The 18,219-nt window shown below is 69.1% G+C and carries 17 protein-coding genes and 2 pseudogenes; 11 read left to right on the forward strand and 8 right to left on the reverse strand.

Annotated elements, in window-relative coordinates; all coding sequences use genetic code 11:
- Positions 1–205: 205 nt before the first annotated feature.
- Both ACZ7FF_RS29710 and ACZ7FF_RS29715 read right to left on the reverse strand, forming a co-directional pair.
- Positions 206–376, reverse strand: a pseudogene (locus ACZ7FF_RS29710) (flavodoxin family protein); the annotation flags it as partial.
- A gap of 391 nt (positions 377–767) precedes the next feature.
- Complete coding sequence (locus ACZ7FF_RS29715; RefSeq protein ID WP_470815842.1) at positions 768–2,015, reverse strand: FAD-dependent monooxygenase; 1,248 nt, start codon at positions 2,013–2,015, stop codon at positions 768–770.
- 430 nt (positions 2,016–2,445) lie between these two features.
- On the opposite strand from ACZ7FF_RS29715, the gene ACZ7FF_RS29720 reads away from it, so the two are divergent.
- Together ACZ7FF_RS29720 and ACZ7FF_RS29725 are read left to right on the forward strand one after the other, a co-directional pair.
- Entirely contained in the window at positions 2,446–4,125 is a 1,680-nt protein-coding gene (locus tag ACZ7FF_RS29720; protein ID WP_470815843.1) for a chloride channel protein, read from the forward strand.
- A gap of 128 nt (positions 4,126–4,253) precedes the next feature.
- A complete protein-coding gene (locus tag ACZ7FF_RS29725) occupies positions 4,254–4,670 on the forward strand; it encodes an SPW repeat domain-containing protein (RefSeq protein ID WP_470815844.1) in 417 nt (138 codons plus the stop codon).
- Between the two features lie 78 nt (positions 4,671–4,748).
- On the opposite strand, the gene ACZ7FF_RS29730 is transcribed toward ACZ7FF_RS29725, so the two are convergent.
- The 4 genes from ACZ7FF_RS29730 to ACZ7FF_RS29745 form a co-directional block, all read right to left on the reverse strand.
- Positions 4,749–5,285, reverse strand: a complete 537-nt coding sequence (locus ACZ7FF_RS29730; RefSeq protein WP_067310741.1) for a MarR family winged helix-turn-helix transcriptional regulator — start codon at positions 5,283–5,285, stop codon at positions 4,749–4,751.
- Between the two features lie 145 nt (positions 5,286–5,430).
- Complete coding sequence (locus ACZ7FF_RS29735) at positions 5,431–6,123, reverse strand: class I SAM-dependent methyltransferase (protein WP_470815847.1); 693 nt, start codon at positions 6,121–6,123, stop codon at positions 5,431–5,433.
- Positions 6,120–6,623, reverse strand: a complete 504-nt coding sequence (locus ACZ7FF_RS29740) for a hypothetical protein (RefSeq protein WP_470815906.1) — start codon at positions 6,621–6,623, stop codon at positions 6,120–6,122. The genes ACZ7FF_RS29735 and ACZ7FF_RS29740 overlap by 4 nt, the downstream gene beginning before the upstream one ends.
- Before the next feature lie 2 nt (positions 6,624–6,625).
- Entirely contained in the window at positions 6,626–7,828 is a 1,203-nt protein-coding gene (locus tag ACZ7FF_RS29745) for a molybdopterin-dependent oxidoreductase (protein WP_470815907.1), read from the reverse strand.
- A gap of 441 nt (positions 7,829–8,269) precedes the next feature.
- Between ACZ7FF_RS29745 and ACZ7FF_RS29750 the strand changes: the two genes are divergently transcribed.
- The 9 genes and pseudogenes from ACZ7FF_RS29750 (at position 8,270) to ACZ7FF_RS29790 (ending at position 15,815) form a co-directional block, all read left to right on the forward strand.
- Positions 8,270–8,713 (forward strand): GtrA family protein, encoded by a 444-nt coding sequence (locus tag ACZ7FF_RS29750; protein ID WP_470815849.1) that lies wholly within the window; start codon positions 8,270–8,272, stop codon positions 8,711–8,713.
- A 272-nt stretch (positions 8,714–8,985) separates the two neighbouring features.
- Positions 8,986–9,837, forward strand: coding sequence for an IS5 family transposase (locus ACZ7FF_RS29755; RefSeq protein WP_470815851.1), 852 nt, complete (start codon positions 8,986–8,988; stop codon positions 9,835–9,837).
- Positions 9,834–10,232 carry a hypothetical protein gene (locus tag ACZ7FF_RS29760; RefSeq protein ID WP_470815853.1) on the forward strand — a complete coding sequence of 133 codons (399 nt, stop codon included), beginning with the start codon at positions 9,834–9,836 and terminating at the stop codon, positions 10,230–10,232. The genes ACZ7FF_RS29755 and ACZ7FF_RS29760 overlap by 4 nt, the downstream gene beginning before the upstream one ends.
- Positions 10,233–10,638: 406 nt before the next feature.
- A pseudogene (locus tag ACZ7FF_RS29765) lies at positions 10,639–11,191 on the forward strand (TerD family protein).
- Positions 11,192–11,670: 479 nt separating this feature from the next.
- Positions 11,671–12,105: a tyrosine-type recombinase/integrase gene (locus ACZ7FF_RS29770; RefSeq protein ID WP_470815854.1), complete on the forward strand. Its 435-nt coding sequence runs from the start codon at positions 11,671–11,673 to the stop codon at positions 12,103–12,105.
- A gap of 386 nt (positions 12,106–12,491) precedes the next feature.
- Positions 12,492–13,478 carry an MsnO8 family LLM class oxidoreductase gene (locus ACZ7FF_RS29775; RefSeq protein WP_470815856.1) on the forward strand — a complete coding sequence of 329 codons (987 nt, stop codon included), beginning with the start codon at positions 12,492–12,494 and terminating at the stop codon, positions 13,476–13,478.
- 463 nt (positions 13,479–13,941) lie between these two features.
- Positions 13,942–14,916 (forward strand): hypothetical protein, encoded by a 975-nt coding sequence (locus tag ACZ7FF_RS29780; protein ID WP_470815858.1) that lies wholly within the window; start codon positions 13,942–13,944, stop codon positions 14,914–14,916.
- Between the two features lie 82 nt (positions 14,917–14,998).
- Positions 14,999–15,433: a hypothetical protein gene (locus tag ACZ7FF_RS29785; RefSeq protein WP_470815859.1), complete on the forward strand. Its 435-nt coding sequence runs from the start codon at positions 14,999–15,001 to the stop codon at positions 15,431–15,433.
- Positions 15,434–15,731: 298 nt separating this feature from the next.
- Positions 15,732–15,815, forward strand: a complete 84-nt coding sequence (locus ACZ7FF_RS29790; protein WP_470815908.1) for a hypothetical protein — start codon at positions 15,732–15,734, stop codon at positions 15,813–15,815.
- 350 nt (positions 15,816–16,165) lie between these two features.
- On the opposite strand, the gene ACZ7FF_RS29795 is transcribed toward ACZ7FF_RS29790, so the two are convergent.
- Together ACZ7FF_RS29795 and ACZ7FF_RS29800 are read right to left on the reverse strand one after the other, a co-directional pair.
- Positions 16,166–17,611, reverse strand: a complete 1,446-nt coding sequence (locus ACZ7FF_RS29795) for a PepSY-associated TM helix domain-containing protein (RefSeq protein ID WP_470815860.1) — start codon at positions 17,609–17,611, stop codon at positions 16,166–16,168.
- A gap of 186 nt (positions 17,612–17,797) precedes the next feature.
- A complete protein-coding gene (locus tag ACZ7FF_RS29800; protein ID WP_388636063.1) occupies positions 17,798–18,007 on the reverse strand; it encodes a hypothetical protein in 210 nt (69 codons plus the stop codon).
- Positions 18,008–18,219: the final 212 nt, after the last annotated feature.

The following is an 18,219-nucleotide window of genomic DNA, read 5'->3' on the forward strand; positions in this document are numbered from 1 at the left end:
CGAGTGGCACGAGCTGGTGCCGCGCTCGGCGTCCGGTCGGCGTACGTCGGGTCCCCCGCGCTGCGAGCGGCTGCCCCTGCCGCTGGTGTCCCTATCAGTGTTCGGCGTTCTCGTGGTCGCGCCGGCAACCGGCGTCCCGGGCGGTGCGCTGGTTCCCCTAGCCGGGGATGCCACCAAGATCCTTCAGTACCCGGACCGAAGACAGCACGACATCGACGTGCACGCCCTGCGCGTCCAGGATCGCTGTGCTCCGGTCGATCAGCCCGTGAGTGTTGCTGGTCTCCGGCGAGCGCTTGAGGGTGCAGTTGATCACCAGAGCACGCAGGTCGTCGTACCGGGCCGGCGGTGCATCGGTGGCGGGCGACGAAGCAGTCACACAGTCCTCCCAGAGCCCTCTGCGCAGCACGATGCTCGGCGGCGCACGTCCACATCCGGCTCCAGCGTGCGGGAGGCCCGCGGCAACCGCCCGGGCCCCGCCATGCCCGCTCCATCGCCACCACCCACAGCGGCCCGCTCAGTGTCCAGGCCCCCACCAGCTCCCACAGCGGTACCCGCCTCGTCCCTCACCTGCCCGATGAGCCCCCGAACGTCACTACAAGATAGGAAAGTTGAGGGCGGCAGTGCTCTTGGCCGGGCGGACACGGCCTCGGCCAGTGACCGCCAGTGGGCGGCTTCGACGGCTCTGCGTAGGCGGGCGGTCATGGTGCTCGGGCTGGTGGACATCGGGACTTTTCCGGGTCGCGTGGCCGGCGACACCCCGAACGTGTTCACGGTCTGAGTGGTCTGGCTCCCTCCTGGACGGCGCCGGAGTCACGGTTCTCGGTCACCCACGACGGAATCGAGGCGAGTCGGCGCAGGGGTGGCCCCTGCCTCCCCGTGAGTGAGATGCCGGCGAGGCGCCCCGCACCGGGCAGGTTGGAGAGCCGCAGGGCGGCGCGGCGGACCCGCAGGTGTCGTGGTGATTCGGGTACGAACCAGCGGGCCACGCGCCGGGCAGCGCGCTGCTTGTGCGCGACGACGGGCCGCCAGAGCCGTTCGTAGCCGTGCAGTGCGTCCTCGATGCGGGAGGTGCGGGCGAGTTGGTCGGCGAGGACGTATGCGGCACCCATCGCCAGGGAGGCACCTTGCGCTGCGAGGAGAGAGACAGCCTGGCAGGCGTCACCGACCAGGACGACCCGGCCGCGGCTCCAGGCCGGGAGGGTCGTCTGCGCGACATGGTCGTAGTAAATCCGGGAAGACGGCGGGCAGTTCGCCAGGACGCGGGGTACGAGCCAGCCGAGCGTGCCGTACTCGTGGCGCAACGCCGCCTGCACGTCCCTGGGGCAAGGAGCGTCTGTGGCGCGGTGCACGACGAACACGGCGACCGTGCCATCGCGCAGCGCGTACAGGCCCATCTGTCGGCCGATGGTGTCGGTGAGGCAGAACCGGTCGCCCACTTCCGCGTGCACCTCGGGATCGTCGAAGGTGAACGCGGCGGTGTGGTAGCCGAGGTGGTGGACGTACCGTGCCTCCTCGCCGAAGACCAGGGCGCGCACGGTGGAGTGGATACCGTCGGCGCCGACGAGCAGGTCGGCGTCGATACTGTCGCCGTCGGTGAGGGTGACGCGCACTCCGTCCGGCTCGGCGTCGACGCTGGCCGGCCCCACGCCGAAGCGCAGACGCACCGCGAGGGACAGCCGCTCCCGCAGGGCGAGTTCGAGGTCGGGCCGCATGATGCTCAGCAGGCGCCCGTCCAGGAAGCGGGCGAAGCGGTCGTAGCGGAGCCCGACCCGGCACTCGCCGTGGTCGTCCACGAGGGCCGCCTCGGAAACCCGATAGCTCAGCTCCTCCAGGGAGGGCAGCATGCCCATGGCCTCGGCCGCGTCGTATCCGGTCCCGAAGAAGTCGATCATGTAACCGTCGGTGCGGTGCCGCGGCTCCTTCTCCAGGACGACGACTTCCCAGCCGAGCACGTTGTGCAGACGGCCGGCCAGCGCGAGTCCCGCGATCCCGGCCCCACAGATGACGACCCTCATCGGTGTGCACCACCTCTCTCCGTCACCTAATTTTTGCATCATGCAAAGCTCATGCGTCAAGAAGGCTGGCGGACGGCGAGCACGCACCGGAGCGGTCTGGCGACCAGACGAGAGTCGGCCGCCGTTGCCACGGATGCGAGGACCGGGAAGGAGGCATGTCCCACGCAGTACCGGCCGACCGAACCACGGAAATGCCAACAAAAGCACCACTGGCGCGGACGAGGAGCGGGCGCCGAGAACTGTTCGACCCCAAGGGGCGGGCAGGTGGTGCGCACCCTTGACATCCTTTGCATAATGCAAAAGTAAGGAAGGGGAATCGATGAGCGGCATACGGGCAGCAACGGACAGAGAGCAAGGAGCCGACACGACGGCAAAGAGCCTTACACCGGCGCCGGCGATCGCGAGCCTGCGGAACGCCCCTTGGGGTGTGATGGCGCTGGCCGTGGTGGTCGGCGCCGGAGCGGGCGTCGGTTCGGTCGTCTTCCGCTGGTGCATCAAGACCTTCACCGGTCTGCTGTCCGGTCACTCCGACTACTCCGCTTCCCCCGGCGCGAGCAATCCGCACGTGCCGTGGCTGGGCCCGTACTTCGTGCTGCTCACCCCGGTGATCGGCGGCCTGCTCTACGGGCCGCTCGTGAACCGGTTCGCCAAGGAGGCCCGTGGGCACGGTGTGCCCGAGGTGATGCTGGCCGTGGCCCAGCGCGGCGGCCGGATCAGCCCGAAGGTCGCCGTCGTCAAGACGCTGGCCTCCGCGCTGACCATCGGTTCCGGCGGCTCGGTGGGCCGCGAGGGGCCGATCGTGCAGATCGGCTCGGCACTCGGCTCCACCCTCGGCCGCGTGACGAGGGCGACGGAGGGCCGCACGAAGCTCCTGGTCGCATGCGGAGCGGCGGGCGGCATCGCGGCCACCTTCAACGCTCCCCTGGCCGGTGTCTTCTTCGCCATGGAACTGATCCTCGGCACTTTCAGCGCGGAAGCCTTCGGCGCGACCGTGCTGGCCAGCGTCACCGCGAGCATCATCGGACGCGCGTCCTTCGGCGACGTCGCCTTCCTGAACCTGCCCGCGTTCCACGTCGACCACCTCGCACAGTACGGCCTGTTCGCCTTCCTCGGCGTGGTCGCCGCTGTGGTCGGGATGTGCTTCGCGCGCTTCCTGTACCTGGTCGAGGACGCGTGTGACTGGCTGTGGCGCGGCCCGGAGTGGCTGCGCCCGGCGGTCGGCGGACTGGCGCTCGGCCTGGTGCTGTTGGCCCTGCCGCAGATGTACGGCGTCGGCTACCCGGTCCTGGAGGAGGCGACCGAGGGCGGCTACGCCGTCGGCTTCCTACTCCTGCTCCTGGTCGGCAAGATGCTGGCGACCAGCCTGACCATCGGCATCGGCGGCTCGGGCGGTGTCTTCGCGCCCAGCCTGTTCATCGGCGCGATGCTCGGCTCGGCGTATGGCATCGGCGTCCATGACCTGATACCCGGCACGGCCGGGGCAGTGGGCGCGTACGCCCTGATCGGTATGGGCGCGACCTTCTCCGGCGCGGCCCGGGCGCCGATCACCGCCGTGGTCATCCTGTTCGAGCTGACCGGCGAGTACTCGATCATCCTGCCCCTGATGCTGGCCATCGTGCTGGCCACCGCCACCAGCCGCCTGCTCTCCCGCGACACCATCTACACCCTCAAGCTGCGCCGCCGCGGCATCGACCTCGAAGGCCCCGCCCCCGGGGCGGCGATCGGCGCCCAGCACGTCGGCACCGTCATGGAACCGCTCCCCTCCGCCCTGCCCGCGACCACTTCCCTGGCCGACGCCGCCGACCTACTCAGCCTCTCGGGCCACGGCGCCCTCCCCGTCGTGGACGACACCGGCCGGTACGTCGGCATCGTCACGGCGCAGGCGGTGGCCGAGGCACTCGCGGAACAGCCGGAAGGCGCCCCGGCGCTGGTCGGCCAGCTCGCCGCGCCGCCCGCACCGGTCACCGCCGACCAGCCCCTCGCGCAGGCGCTGCACACCCTGTTGTCGGCCGCCGGGACCGGGGTGCCCGTGCTCGACGCCGAGCAGGGCAAGCCGGTGGGCTGGCTCAGCCACCAGAGCGCGTTGCGCGCGGTGCACGCGACTGCCTGAGCACCCACCAGGGCTCTTCACGGCCTGGCGGTCAATGGCCGGCTGGTCTGATCCGGCTGGAAGGAGCGGATGCGACAGCCACGGACAGACCAATACGGACTTTCTTTGCATACTAGAAACGTCGCCATGTGAGAGGGGGTGACTGCTATGTCGTACCCACGTCACTCGGCCGAATTCCGCGTGTCCGCATCGACCGGGATGAGGGCTGGCCGCGAGGTGGCGACCACAAGCAGCCCGGCAATCGTCGTCGACGGGCTCATGCTGCTGGCCGGCATCTATACGACGGTCTCGCCCTGAGTGATCCACTTCTACAGGACGAACCCGTATCTCACCGCGAACAACCTGATCATGGGGCTCGCGTCGCCCTGGTCGCTCTCGGAACCCCCCTCGCGCCCCAGCGGATGCACCGATTCGCTTGGACCCTGGTGCCGCTCGGCTTCTGGCTGATCCTCTCCCCAGCGGTCATGACGGCATCCCATGGCGTGTCGGCCGGGATCGTGTGGAGCAACACCTGTACGGGCGCGCCGTGTGCCTGCTTGGTGTGATCGCCGCGATTCGGGTTCCCGACGCATCGGGGTAGGCGCCACGGGCCCGGCCATGCCATGACCGGCTGCCGTGCCGTGTCAGGCGTCGTGCGCCATGGCTCCGTCCACGATCCAGCCCAGGGGGTGCGGCTCGGGGTCGTCCGCCGCCGGGGCCAAGGGCTCGCCTCCCGCCTCGTTGAAGGCGTTGAGGGCCTCGACGAGCGCGAGGCGCTCGGTCGGGCGGAGTCGTTCGACGATGTCAGCGATCTCGGCGCGACGCCGGGCGGTGACTTCCTCGACGGTGCGCCGGCCTTCCTCGGTCAACCGCAGCAGAGTCTCGCGGCGGTTGGCGGGATTGGCCTTGCGGTCGGCGAGTCCGGCGGCGATGAGCCGGTCGACCATGCGCATGGCGGTCGAGGGCGCAACCTGGAGCAGCTCGGCGAGCGCGACCAGCTTGGTCTCCCCTCGGGTGGCCAGCACGACCAGCATCCGGAACTGCGGGAGAGTCACGCGCTCCTCGACCTCGGCGAGGGAACGGGCGGAGACCGCTACCAGCAGCCGGGACGCGGTCAGGACCGCCCGGGTGACCGCATCAACGTCGTCCATGGTTCCCGCAGGGGGCTCGCGCTCCGGCATGTGTCCTTTCTACCTTGCCGAAGCCACTGCCTTCTCACTCGATGCGAACAGACTTTCCTCCCCCATGACTGTAGTGGCAGAGCAGCAGCATCGCGGCGCCATCGTGGAGCGGCCCGGTCGTCCGACTCTGCCCGGCCGATGTCCGTCACTGCGAGGCCCGTGTCAGGCGGTCACAGGATGACCCCTGGTGAGAGAGGGTGGCAAAGCAGCGGTGCCCGCTCGTCCACTGATCGGTGACGCTGAGAGCAAGGCCGGCGGCGATCCTGCGGAGCGCTCGTCGCCCGAGCCGCGCCCAGGGAAAGAACGGACCGCTCCGGCCGTGGAGGTCCTCGAACCGGGCGGTGAACTGTTCCTCGACGTCGTCGGGGTCGACCTCGACGACGAGGCGCCCGGTGGGGGCGACGAGGCCGCCGCAGCGGCGCAGCAGGCCACCAGGATCACCACCGATGCCGATGTTGCCGTCGATGAGCAGCACCGTCTGCCAGCCCCTCTCGGCCGGCAGCCGGTCGAAGACCGATCGGCACAGTGCGAGCCCGCCCAGAGTGGTGGTCAGTGCAACCGCGCGGGGTGTGATGTCGACCCCGAGGGCAAAGACTCCCCGGCTCAGGAGTGCCCTGCACATGCGGCCCGGGCCGCAGCCGACGTCGAGGACGGGGCCGGCGCAGCGTTCCAGCACTGTCTTGTCGGCCGCGGTGGGCTGCTCGTGCCAGCGATGTACCGGCATCCGGATCCGGCGCCCGTCGGCCAGCCGTAGGTACACCGGTTCTCGGCCGGGTCGCAGGGCGAGCGCATAGGGCTCCCCGTCGGCGTCGTACAGCTCGTCCTCGTCCGTTGTCACGGTGCTGCGCCATGCCCTGCGGCAGGTCGGTCCTCGTCGCCGCGGCCGGCCCGGCGCGCGCGGCGCAGTCTTATCGCGAAGGCCACGGCGGAGGCTGCGAAGAGTACGCCGGTGATCGCCAGCCATCGTCCGAGGTACGCGCTGTCGGACAGCCCGGTGTCGCCGGGGTAGGGGACCGCCAGACGGAGGACGAGGGGGAACCAGACCAGCAGGAGCAGACCGGACAGGAAGGCGGGGACGCGCAGGTGGTTGATCCACGGCACCCTCGGTCCGTCGGCGGCTCGGTGCCGCAGCACGGAGAGAGCCGACAGGTCGGCCAGCGAGTACAGGGGCAGCAGGATGAGGTCGTGGAGGATCGCCGCACCGACGAACCAGATCGCCACCTCCCAGGGCCGTACGGCGAACAGGCGCACCATGGCGTAGCCGGTCAGGGCGAACGAGGCGACCAGGACGAGCAGATGCAGGGGGCCGGAGCCGTACCAGCGGACGAATCGTGCCATGGTCACGCCCTGAAGGTGAGCCGGTGGACCCACTTGGTGTTGTTCACGCCGGGGTTGGCCGGGACGATGACGCGGGCCGGGTAGCCGTGGTCGAGTGAGAGATGAGCGCCGTTGACGCGGAGGGCGAGCAGCGCTCGGGGGTCGTGGATCTGGTTGCCGCGCAGCACCACCCGGGTGAAGGGGCCGGGGGGTTGGATGGACTGGACCAGGACGCTTGCGGCGTCGGGCAGTCCGGCCAGAGCGGCGAGGTCGGCCAGCCGCAGGCCGCTCCAGTGCTGGTCTTCGGTGGACCATCCCTCCACGCAGGCGATCGGCAGGGCGGCGGCGTGCTGGGGCAGCGCCAGGAGCTGATCGCGGGTGAAGACCCGCGGCGCTCCGTGTCCGTGGACCTCCAGCCGCCAGGTGGGGCCGACGAGCGCGGGGGTGACGCCCACTTTCGCCGCTGTCTTGTTGATCTGGAAGCTGTTCGGGCCGCTGCCCGGGTCGCGGTTGTGCGGTGCGAGCAGCGCGGTGGCGCGCAGCCGGCCGCCGATGCTCTGTCCGGCGGTCACGACGAACAGGAGCAGCGATCCCGCGCCCACCATGCCCACCGCGCCGCGGCGGGTCATCGTGGGCGAGACGGGAGAGGCTGCCACCAGGCCGTCGGGATCGGGTGGTTCGGGCACGGTGTGGGCGAGGTCGGTCCGCAGTTCGGCGCCCAGGCTGCGCGAGCGCAGTGCCCGCGTCATCCGACCGAGTCTGAGGCACACGTGGACGACGAAGGCGGCGATGAACACCCAGGCGCCGTAGAAGTGCAGGCGGTAGAACGAGCCCGGGAAGACGTAGTAGAGCTGGATGTTGACGATGCCGGTGACGAACTCGAAGATGACGCCGCCGACCAGCATCAGCAGCGAAAGCCGCTCCAGGCCGTGGGCGATGGAGCGCACCGGCAGCCATTCGAACAGCTTCGGGATCACCGACCACAACTTGGCCAGCAGCACCGGCACCAGCACCACACCCAGCGTCACGTGCACGCCCTGCAGCAGCCGGTACAGCCAGTACGGGTGCGTGGGCCAGCTGAAGAGGTAGAAGCCGAGGACGCCCTTGTCGGGGGTCTCGTCGTTGAGAGGGCTCAGGTCGGGGTTGTAGGAGGCGTAGGAGAGCAGTCCGGTGACGAAGAGCAGCGGAATGCCGATCAGGAGGACCAGTCCGAACACCGACGTCAGCCAAGGCCCGCGGATCGGACTGCGCCAGAATCCAGGACGGAACGGACCCGGGGGCGGAGGAGTCCGCTCGACCCGGCGCACGAGGGCCCTGGTATGAGCGGCCCCCTTGGTGGCCCGCGCCGCCGCGGCAGCGCGAACGCGCTCGAGGCGCCCCCGCGCGTGACCCTCGTCCGATCCCCGCCGCTGCGGCCCGCCGGAGCCCGCAGCCGGTGGCCGTCCACCACTGTCCAACGACTGCCTCCCCCGTCCCTGGACCGTCCCTCAACGTGGGGATCGAACCCGTGGCTCCGTCAGTGCCTGTCAAATCGTCAGCCACAAACTGGAACAGATCGGGTCGGCTCTCCGTGCCTGTCGTGCATGCGGGTGTCCGTCGTCAGCCGAACGGCAGAACCGGCGCTCCGTACGGCTCGGCGGGTCGCACGGTGGCCTCATGATGCTGGGGTGCGACGCCTCAGCGCACGACGCAGCGCCACCACCTGGCTCGGCCGCACCGCGCTGACCCGGGAAGTGTTCTGGTTCGTCGTGATCGGCGTCGCCTCCACTGTGGCCCAGGCCACGCTGTACTGGGTTCTGCGCCAGTGGTCGCAGCCCATCCTGGCCAATTTCACCGCCCTTCTTGTCGTCACCGTCCTCAACACGGAGGCCAACCGCCGACTGACCTTTCGCGAGTCCCGGGTCCGGGTCCTCCAGGCGCATCTGACCGCAGGCGGTCTGTTCTCCCTGGCGTACCTGGTCACCTCAGGCGCTGTCCTGCTCTTCCGTCACTACCGGCCCACCGCCTCACCAGCAGCGGAGACCCTGGTACTTGCGCCGAGCTTCGCCCTGGTGACCATGGTGCGCTTCACTGTCCTACGGATGGTCGTCTTCCGACGCCGCCGCCCATGACCCCCTCGCGCCCGATGCGACCGGCACGCCTGCTGTTCGACAGGGTGAAAGGCAGCAACTTGGGCAACGGGAATGAGAGCCACTTTGGTCTGTTCGTGAAGGTGGTGGAGCCCGCTACCTCGCCGGCCTCGAACTTCGCGCCTCGATGATCTGGTTCGAAGACCTCTTAGAGGGCGTTAAGTCCCGTTTCTGATGATGTGGTGTCGCCCGTTCGTGGGTGATGGGACGGTTCCACGCTCACGTCATGTCGTGTGCATGATGGGGTCGCGGGCATGGAACGGATGCCGTACGCGACCGACCTGTCCGACGAGCAGTGGGCGTTGATCGAGCCGTTGGTCACCGCGTGGAAGCAGGAGCGGGTAGCGCGGTCGGCGACCGGGAACCCGGGCTCCTGCGACCTGCGCGAGGTCGTGAACGCGCTGCTCTATCAGAACCGGACGGGTTGTCAGTGGCGGCTCCTGCCACACGACCTCCCTGCCTGGTCGGCAGTGTTCTACTACTTCACCCTGTGGCGCCAGGACGGCCTTGACCAGCGGATCCAGGAGATCCTGCGCTGCCAGGTACGGGAGTCCAGACGATTAGAGGACCCGTCCCTGGTCATCATCGACACCCAGTCCGTCCGCGTGGCAGCCGGGGTGCCGAAGAAGACGACGGGACTGGACGTGAACAAGAAGACGCCTGGCAGGAAGCGGGGACTCGCCGTCGACGTGCTGGGCCTGATCATCGGTGTGGTGATCCTCGCCGCGAGCGCGCACGACAACGAAGCCGGCATCGCTCTGCTGGACCAGGCGGCCGAACGATGCGGGATGCGCCTGGAAAAGGTCCTGGTCGACCAGGGTTTCAAAGACGCCGTGATCATCCACGGGGCGGTGCAGGACATCACCGTCGAGGTGGTCCGCCGCAACCCCGACGACGAAGGGAAGGGCTTCGTCCCGCAACCGAAGCGGTGGGTGGTCGAGCAGGTCAACGGCACTCTCATGCTGCACCGGCGCCTTGCCCGCGACTACGACCACCGACCCGATAACGCGGCCTCCCGCGTCTACTGGGCCTCCACCGCCGGCATGCTCCGCCGCCTCACCGCCCCTACCCTCACCTGGCGGGACGACGTGGAGCTGGCCGCGTGAACGTCAGCGAGCTCCTGCGGCTGCTGCAGACCGAACATGATGAGACCGCTGCACGAGCCGACAACCTGCGCGAGCAGATCGGGCGGCTCACCACCGCCCTCGCCGAGGCCGAAGCCCGTCTGGCCGAGCTCGCCGCCACCCGCGAGGTCATCGACAGCCTTACCCCTCCCGACCACGCAATGGCCCCCGCGGAGACCGCCACCGTCTACCAGCGCATCGTGACCGCGTTCAACAAGCACCCCGGGAAGGTGTTCCGCGTCCGCGATCTGCACGAGCACCTCGGCCTGCCCACTGACGAGCCCTCGATCAACGTCACCCGCTCCCGCCTGGGGCGACTCGTCCGCCAGGGATTCCTCGAGCAACCCGGACGCGGCCGCTATCAGAAACGGACTTAACGCCCTCTTACGAGCAGCCGATTGATCACGACATCACACAGACCCTACGCGGAGCTGCTCACGGCACTGTGCGGGATGCTGGTGGGCCAGGCGATGACCAGTCCTGTGGTGACTGGCCTCGACCAGTCGCTGATGGACCGCTGCAGGCAAAGTCGTTCGATCCCGTTGAAGCGTGCAGTTCGGGCGGATCATGCGCTCCTGACGGCCGGGACGACAGCCTTGCGGGGAAGACTGGCCGGTCGGCGGCAGCCGTGACTGGCGCGTCCCTGTGCTCGGCGCGAGCTCGAGAGACGTCATGGGTGATGTCGGCCCGATTCGGGGCGGGGGGTGGAGCAGAGCGCCAAGGAAGCGTCAATGAGTCATCAGGAACGCATACTTGTTCGTGCGGGAAAGCCTCGCTGTGGTCCTGAGGGAGCGACCAAAGGTGAGTGGTGGGAGCGGGGGGGGGCTGGGCAAGGTCGAGGTACGGCTCAAGTGGGACCCGAGCCCGCTGGGTGAAGCACCGCGGCATCTCAACATCTGTCGCCGCGACCTACTCGGTGGACGACCCCTACGGGCGGCCGGCATACGTCGTGCACTACGACAGCCGGTCACCGGACGGCACCATCAACATGACCCGGAACAGCCCGGCCGGCATGGGCTTCGGGTTCGTCGAGGTGATGGTCCTGGAGTTCGACCGGCTGTCGCCCGCGTACGGGCGTGTGGTGGTCGGTGTGGCCATCCACCAGGACGGTGGACCCCGGACGTTCGGGGACATCTCCAACGCTGGGGTGGTCGTCGTACAGGGATACCGGCAGCTTGCGACGGACGGCTTGGCCCAGGTCGCCGACTTCACGGCCGCGACGGTCGCCGAGTTCACCCGGGACTCCTCCGGAGTGCGGGAGATGCGCGAGATGATCCGAGGCTTCGACACTGACCCGGTGCTCTTCACCATGGAGATGGGCAGCTCGCAGCACTGACCGCGCTCCGCGGCTTCTCGATCACCGGCTCTTTCCCCACGGTTCCGCAGGAGACCGGAAACAGGTGCTGGTGCTCGTGACGGGGTGTTGGCTCGTGACGAAGAAGACACGGCCGCAGCGACCGGTCCGTACTCGGCTGCGGCGGTTCAGGCGCAGTCCGCTTCGGCGGACGAGCGATTTCGTCGAGGCGTGGCTGCTGCTCATCGCGTGGATCTTGGAAGAAGTGCTGGAGGGGCGCGACCGCGGGCGTGCTGGCCGCGATGGTCGCGGACCGGGGCTTGGAGGAGGACCGTACGTGAGCACCACTGGTGCGACGGTCCGGTGGACGATGCCCGACGGGCGGACACACACCGGCCGCGCCGCCGTGCCCGTCGACGCTTCCGCCGGGACGCGCCTGCCGGTGTGGACGAATTCCCGGGCGGCCTGGTATCCCGGCCCCCTACCGAGTCCGAGGCGGTCCCTGAGGTCCTCCATCGCCGGTGGAGAAGGACACGAAGTCTCTCGCCGCTGAGCGGCAGCTTCCCCTGCCCGATCTGGTCAGGGATGCGCTGACGTGTTTCAGGGCCATGCAGGTGGCCGAGAAGCTGGCGGCGGGGGAGAGGTACGAGGACAGTGGGTACGTGCTCGTGGATGAACTCGGCAGGGCGCTCAACGTGCGGCAGTTGCGTGAGCGGGTGTACAAGGTCATGGACGAGCACGGGCTGCGGCGGGTCCGCTTGTACGACGCTCGCGCGAGTTGCTGCACGTACCTCGCGAACAACGGGGTGCCTGATCACCTCCTGGCCCGCTGGGCCGGGCACACCAACGTCAAGACCACGAAGCGCTGGTATGTGAAGCCGCATGTGGAGGATCTTCGTCAGGCAGCGGATACCTGGGGAGGTCTGGCGAGCGTCTCCACCCCCGCTCCTGCATAGAGTGTGAGATGTGGGAGCGTGAGCGGGTGAGTGAGAAGAACGTCGAAACCCTGCAATACCGCTTTGACGGGCCAGAACAGGCTCCGGTCCTGGTCATGGGAACCTCCCTCGGTGCTACATGGCACATGTCGTAGAAGCCGTCCAGGGCCGTCCATCCAGTCCTATGCGGACATGTATGTCCAGTTTCGGGATCCTGAGCCGGGAAGGTGTCCACGGGGTCTGTAATTCGCGCGTGACACCTGACTGCACGACGAAGCCCCGCCGGTCTGCCGTGTGGCGATCGTGGACCGGAGGCAACTGGCGCACAGATTTCACCTACCGGCCCGGGCACCGTAGCGGTGGGGACAACCGCGCCTGAGGCGCACACCGATCCCTATGCTGACGGCATGATCGATGTGCCGATTTCAGCGCTGGAAGTCGCGGTGGTCGAATCAGGGACCTGTGGCGTGGAGACCCTGCGTGACACCGCCACCTTCGCTCGCAGGCTCGAACTACTGGGGTATCACCGGATCTGGTATGCCGAGCACCACCATTCGCCCGCGATCGGCGCGTTCCCACCGGTGGTGCTGATCGCTCATGCGGCGGCCTCGACCTCAGCCATCCGGCTCGGGTCGGGCGGAGTGCTGGCGCCCAACCATGCGCCCATCACGCTGGCGGAGCAGTTCGGAACACTGGCCGCGTTGCACCCGGACCGCATCGACCTGGGTATCGGCCGCGGCCCTGGCACCTTCGACAAGGCCACCGCGCGGGAATTGCGCCGCGGAGCCGGACCGGCGACGGACGCGCAGTACCACGACGACGTCGCCGCGATCCTGTCCTTTCTGGTCGACGAAGTGGCGCTCGGCCCGCTGCCGGAGCCATGGCTGCTTTGCTCCAGTACCGCAGGTGCCGCCCTCGCCGCGCGACTCGGCCTGCCGATCGCCGTCGCACACCACATCCGGCCCGACAACACCTTCACGGTGCTGGAGCGCTACCGGGCGGCGTTCATCCCGTCCCGCTGGTGCGAGCAGCCCCGGGTTGTGGTGTGCGTGGAGGCGATATGCGCTGAAACGGAGCAGGAAGCGGCGTGGCGAGCCGGGCCCATGGACGTCGTCAAGGCCGGGCTGCTCAAAGGTCTGAGCGAGATTCCCTTCCCCACGCCCGCGGATGCCGCCGCCCATCCCTTCACGGCAGAGGAACGGCAGGCGCTTGCCGGTTTCCGTGCACAGCAGGCGTGCGGGACGCCCAAGGCCGTCGTACGCCGGCTCGCGCAACTGGCCGCCGAGACCGGAGCAGACGAACTCATGCTGACCACACCTGTCTACGACCTCGACGCCCGCGTGCGCTCCTACGACCTCATCAAGAAGCACTGCGAGGCCACGAAAGCACCCTGACAACCACGCCCGCACCGAACCGTCCGTCCTGGCCCGCCCACCAGGGCTGCCGCGCGCCGCATCAGGGAGGGCAAGAACCGACCCGACGCGAGATCGTCCCACGCCTCAAACGCTGTGCGGCCCGGGAGGTCTTCCACCTGGTCGGACACACGCCGCCGTTGGCTCCGCCAGCGTAGACGCGGCAACTGTTCGGCCCGGCCGCTATCCCGGTGATGCGCCCGGAATGGGAGTCGGGACGTCGGCGGCGGAAGCTACGACAGCGGGCCGCTGCCCCGTTGAGCTGTGTTACCCGAACCTCTGAGTTCGCTCTGAGGCTGATGAGGCAGTCTTGAACGACAGATGAACGATCACCTAACGTCTCCCGGCGCAAGGCACGTTCCAACGTGGTGACACCAACGAGCCGCCTGGCCAGCGGCGTTGCACAGCCCTCCCGCAAGTCCACCCGACAGAGAAGGGCACCACCGTGCTTCGTTCTGTACTTGCCGCCGGCTGCGCCACCGCGCTCGCCGTCGTCGGTCTCGCCGCCGCCGCACCCGCCGGGGCCAGCGAAATCGCCCCGCACCACCAGATGAAGACCCACGGCACACAGGCCGCGACTGCCACGGCCGGCAACCTCTCCTACGGCGGCGGCAACGTCGTCACCAACCCGCAGATCTACATCGTCTACTGGGGAAACCAGTGGGGCACCGGCTCCACGGTCACCAACGACCCCTCGGGCGAGGCCGCGCTGCAGCTGAACTTCTTCCAGCACGCCTACGGCAGCGGTGACAGTTGGTCCAACTCGCAGACCCAGTACTGCCAGGGCGTGGCCGTCGGCACCACCCAGTGCAACGGCGCCGGCACGGCGGTGGGCCACCCGGCCTCCAACCCCGTGGGTGGCACCTGGCTCGACAGCTCGACCAAGGTCGCCAACAGACCGAGCGACGCCGCAATAGCCGCCGAGGCGGTCAAGGCCGCCGCTCACTTCGGGGTCTCCGGCGACAACGCCGAGGTCATCGTGGACCTGCCGCACGGGGTCGCGCCCAGCGGCTTCAAGACGCAGTACTGCGCTTGGCATGACCACACCACCACCGGCTCAGGGGCCGACCTGCCCTACACCAACATGCCGTACATCACGGATGCCGGTACGGGGTGCGGTGCCAACTTCGTCTCCACGGGCTCGTCCGGAGTCAACGGCACCACCGAGGGCATCACCATCGTCGGCGGCCACGAGTACGCCGAGACCCTCACCGACCCGGCACCCAGCAGCGGCTGGACGGACAGCACCGGCTACGAGACCGGCGACAAGTGCGCCTGGATCTCCAGCGGCCAGGGCGCGTCCACCATCGCCAGCCTGAACGGCGCGAACTTCGCCGTGCAGTCGCTGTGGAGCAACAACTTCAACGGTGGCGCGGGCGGTTGCGTCGTCTCCTACACCAGCGCGAGCAACCAGCACTGACACCGCCGCCGAATCCGGAGGCCGAGACCGTAGCCATCACCGGTGCGGTCTCGGCCTCCGGCCTCATCCGAGGAGCACGATCGTGAACCGAGCCCTGCCCGCCCTGACTCTCGTGGTCACCGCTCTGCTGTCCGCCTGCACCGCCGGCATACACGCCGTGGCGGCGACCCCGGCACACACCTCGACCGCGTCGACTCATCCAGCCTGCGCGAAGCTGCCGGCTGCCGTGCTGCCGCACTCAGCTGGGCAACTGACCCAGCAGCACAGTGGCGTGTACTGCCTGCCGCACGGTCAGCGGGTGGACGTCTTCCTGACCGCAGGGAAGAGCGGCCGGTGGCAACCAGTCCACGCAAGCGGGAACGGCGTGCTGGCGCCCGCAAACACGGGCGTGATGACCGCGCCGGTCGGCGTCACCCCCGCGATGTTCATGGGTGCCACGGACGGCACGGCAGTGCTGACCAGCACGACCCCGTCAGGACACAGGTGGAAGGTCACGATCGAGGTCACAGGCCACTAGCTTGATTCTGTCGGGGATCTTGGAGTTTCGCGGTGCGGCAGCATGGTCAACGGGCAAGCTCGGGTAGTTCCGATCACCCGATGCTGCTGTCGAGATGCCCGTTGTCCCTCCGTCCCCGTTCCGGTGAGCACGTCCCGCCTCTGACTGCGCAGGTCGCGCGGGCGAGCAACCCGGGCGGCACGACGGCGATATGGGTGCGTGACCGGCTGGATGGGCTCTGGTGTGACGAGGACTTCGCCGACTGGTATCCCCGTGACGGCGTCCGGGTCTCTCGCCTGCTCAACTGGCCACTGTCTGTGTGCTGCAGTTCCTGCTCGGCCTGTCGGACCGGCAGGCCGCTGAAGCTGTTCGCTGCCGCATCGACTTCAAGTACGCCATGTAGGGGGTGTTGCGAAAGTGCCGACGAGACGTATCGACGAGACGGCCGACCCGCCCTGGGCGCCGGTACGCGGGGACGCTCTCGTCATGGCCCGGCTTCCGACGGTGACCCCCCTGACCGCATTCGCAGAAGCCTCTTCCGCTGTCCGGCATTCGGCACCAGAAGGAGGCGTTCCGGGCTGGGGCGGCGAATTTCCTGCTGCAGCTTTCGCCATCCTGCGGAGCGGATTGGGCAAGCGTCGGTCCTTCTAGGCAGGTCCGGCCGCGGACGAGTTGGTCCTTGTTCGCCTGCCCCTCACGGAAATCCTCCCGGCGGCGCCGTGCGGCGTGGGCTCGTCGGTCTGGCCGGTCGGTTCAGGCGTGTGCGTGTCCGGTGCGGCGGCGAGAGATTCGGCTGAGGAGGGGGTCCACGACGAGGAAGGCGGCGAGCGGGATGCCGAGCAGTGGGACGTAGTAGCCGAGGACGGCGACCACCGCGACGCAGGGCATCAGCACGTACACCGGCACCTGTCGCCAGGCGCCGCGGGGGATCGGGCGGCCGAAGGCGGATCTGTGGCCGCGCTGCCACCACATGCGGTAGCCCCAGAGGATGAGGAGGATCAGGGCCAGGGCGAGGACGGCCAGCGCGATCTGGTCGGCGAGGCCGAACAGGGTGCCGGTGTGGGCGTCGATGCCCCACCGGGTGAGCTTGGCCAGCAGCGGGTAGTCGGCGAAGCGCAGGACGTCGGTGACCTTGCCGGTGGCCGGGTCGACGGCGATCGAGTCCTGCTTCTCGGGCCAGCTGCGCTGGATCTGCCGTACGACGTAGGCGGAGTTGGAGTCCGAGGGCGGCACGATTTCCACCGGGTCGGACAGGCCCTCGGTGCGGGCCGTCTTCAGGACGGCGTCCAGTCCCACGTCGGATCGTGCGCCGGGGCGCGAGCCCATGTCCTTGCCGTTCATGTCCATGCCCGCCATGGCGCCGTGTCCCTCGTGCCCGCTGCTCACCGTCGCGGTGACGGAGGGGGTGGACTGGCCGAGGGCTTCGCGGAGGTCGCCGATGTTCGCTCCGGCGTAGGTGGACCAGGTCAGGCCGGTCGCCGACAGGAAGAACAGGCCGCCGGCCGCCCATACGCCGACCGTGCCGTGCAGGGTCAGGGAGCGCCGCCGCCCCGTGGTGCCGCGCACCTTGCGGCGGGCGCGGCGCCGGCCGAACCACAGCACCAGCCCGCCACCTGTGATCACCCACAGCCAGCTGGCGGCGAACTCGCTGTACAGGCGGCCGGTGTCGCCCAGGTGCAGGTCGCGGTGGAGTTCGTCGATCCAGGTGCGCAGCGGCAGGGCGCCGGTGGAGCCGTACTGCTCCAGTGCGCCGCGTACCTTGCCGGTGTAGGGGTCCACGAACACGGCGAGTGTGTGGTCGGCGGGTATGCCCTTCACCCCGGACAGCAGTACGCGTGTGGTCGCATCCGGCTGCGGTGACGGCCGCACGGCGGAGATGGTGCCTTCGCGGTGGGCCTTGCGGGCGGCGGCCACCTGCTGGGAGATCGGCAACTTGTGGTCGCCGACCGGGACGGTCAGCTCATGGGCGTACACGATCTTCTCGGCCTGGAAGGAGCCCGCGTACAGCAGTCCGGTGATCGCCGCGACCAGCAGGAACGGCGCGACGAACACGCCCGCGTAGAAGTGCAGGCGCAGCACCAGCGGGCGCAGCGTGCGCAGGACCGAGGGAGCCGCCGCGGAAGCAGGGCCTAGGGTCGTCGGCTCGTCCGCGTCGCTGGCCGTGCGGGGTGGGGCGGTGGTGGGCGGTTCGACGGGCATGGGCTGCTCCTGCGGCGTACGGGTGTCACGTCAGCTGTCGGCTGAGCGGAACGGTGAGTTCCAGGCCGTTGGTGTGATGTGGAACACCTGGTCGGCCGCGAGGGTCGGGCGGCCCGGCGTCATGCAGCGACTGGAGCAGGGAGTCGCCAAACGTGGGCCGCCTTCGCGTTGCCCTGCGGCGGTCGGTCAGGCGATGCCGTCCAGCTTGCCTGCCTTGGCGTCGGCGACGATCGATGAGAACTGGTCGGCGCTCATCTGGACCTGCTGGCCGAAGTCGTCGGTCAGGACGATGCGGCGGTCGGTGGGGGCGGCCGGGTCGACGAACAGCTGGGGACAGCCGCAGTTGCAGTTGCCGCAGAACGTGGCGACGGGTTGCAGCCCGCTGGTGTCGGTCATGGTGACCACCTCCGTGGTATTGGGTTTGCGGCACTCCGATGTCCCGGACGAAACGGCCGGACCGGTTGGCCGCGGGGGACTGTCCCGGGGATACCCGGCGCGGATGCGGCGGACGCGCGACCCCGTCCTGTGCAGGGGGCGCGGGGGCGGCGGGTGTGCGCGGGTGCTCCAGGGAGTGCTACCGGTGCTTCGATTTCGCCAAGGCGGCCGGG

The organism is Streptomyces sp. NPDC037126 (genome assembly GCF_055605965.1).

Coding starts and splice junctions, on each gene's coding strand:
- ACZ7FF_RS29740 (WP_470815906.1), bottom strand. CDS start 6,623: ATGGCACGATTCGTCCGCTGGTACGGCTCCGGCCCCCTGCATCTGCTC.
- ACZ7FF_RS29730 (WP_067310741.1), bottom strand. CDS start 5,285: ATGCCGGAGCGCGAGCCCCCTGCGGGAACCATGGACGACGTTGATGCG.
- ACZ7FF_RS29775 (WP_470815856.1), top strand. CDS start 12,492: ATGATCGATGTGCCGATTTCAGCGCTGGAAGTCGCGGTGGTCGAATCA.
- ACZ7FF_RS29720 (WP_470815843.1), top strand. CDS start 2,446: ATGGCGCTGGCCGTGGTGGTCGGCGCCGGAGCGGGCGTCGGTTCGGTC.
- ACZ7FF_RS29800 (WP_388636063.1), bottom strand. CDS start 18,007: ATGACCGACACCAGCGGGCTGCAACCCGTCGCCACGTTCTGCGGCAAC.
- ACZ7FF_RS29715 (WP_470815842.1), bottom strand. CDS start 2,015: ATGAGGGTCGTCATCTGTGGGGCCGGGATCGCGGGACTCGCGCTGGCC.
- ACZ7FF_RS29755 (WP_470815851.1), top strand. CDS start 8,986: ATGGAACGGATGCCGTACGCGACCGACCTGTCCGACGAGCAGTGGGCG.
- ACZ7FF_RS29795 (WP_470815860.1), bottom strand. CDS start 17,611: ATGCCCGTCGAACCGCCCACCACCGCCCCACCCCGCACGGCCAGCGAC.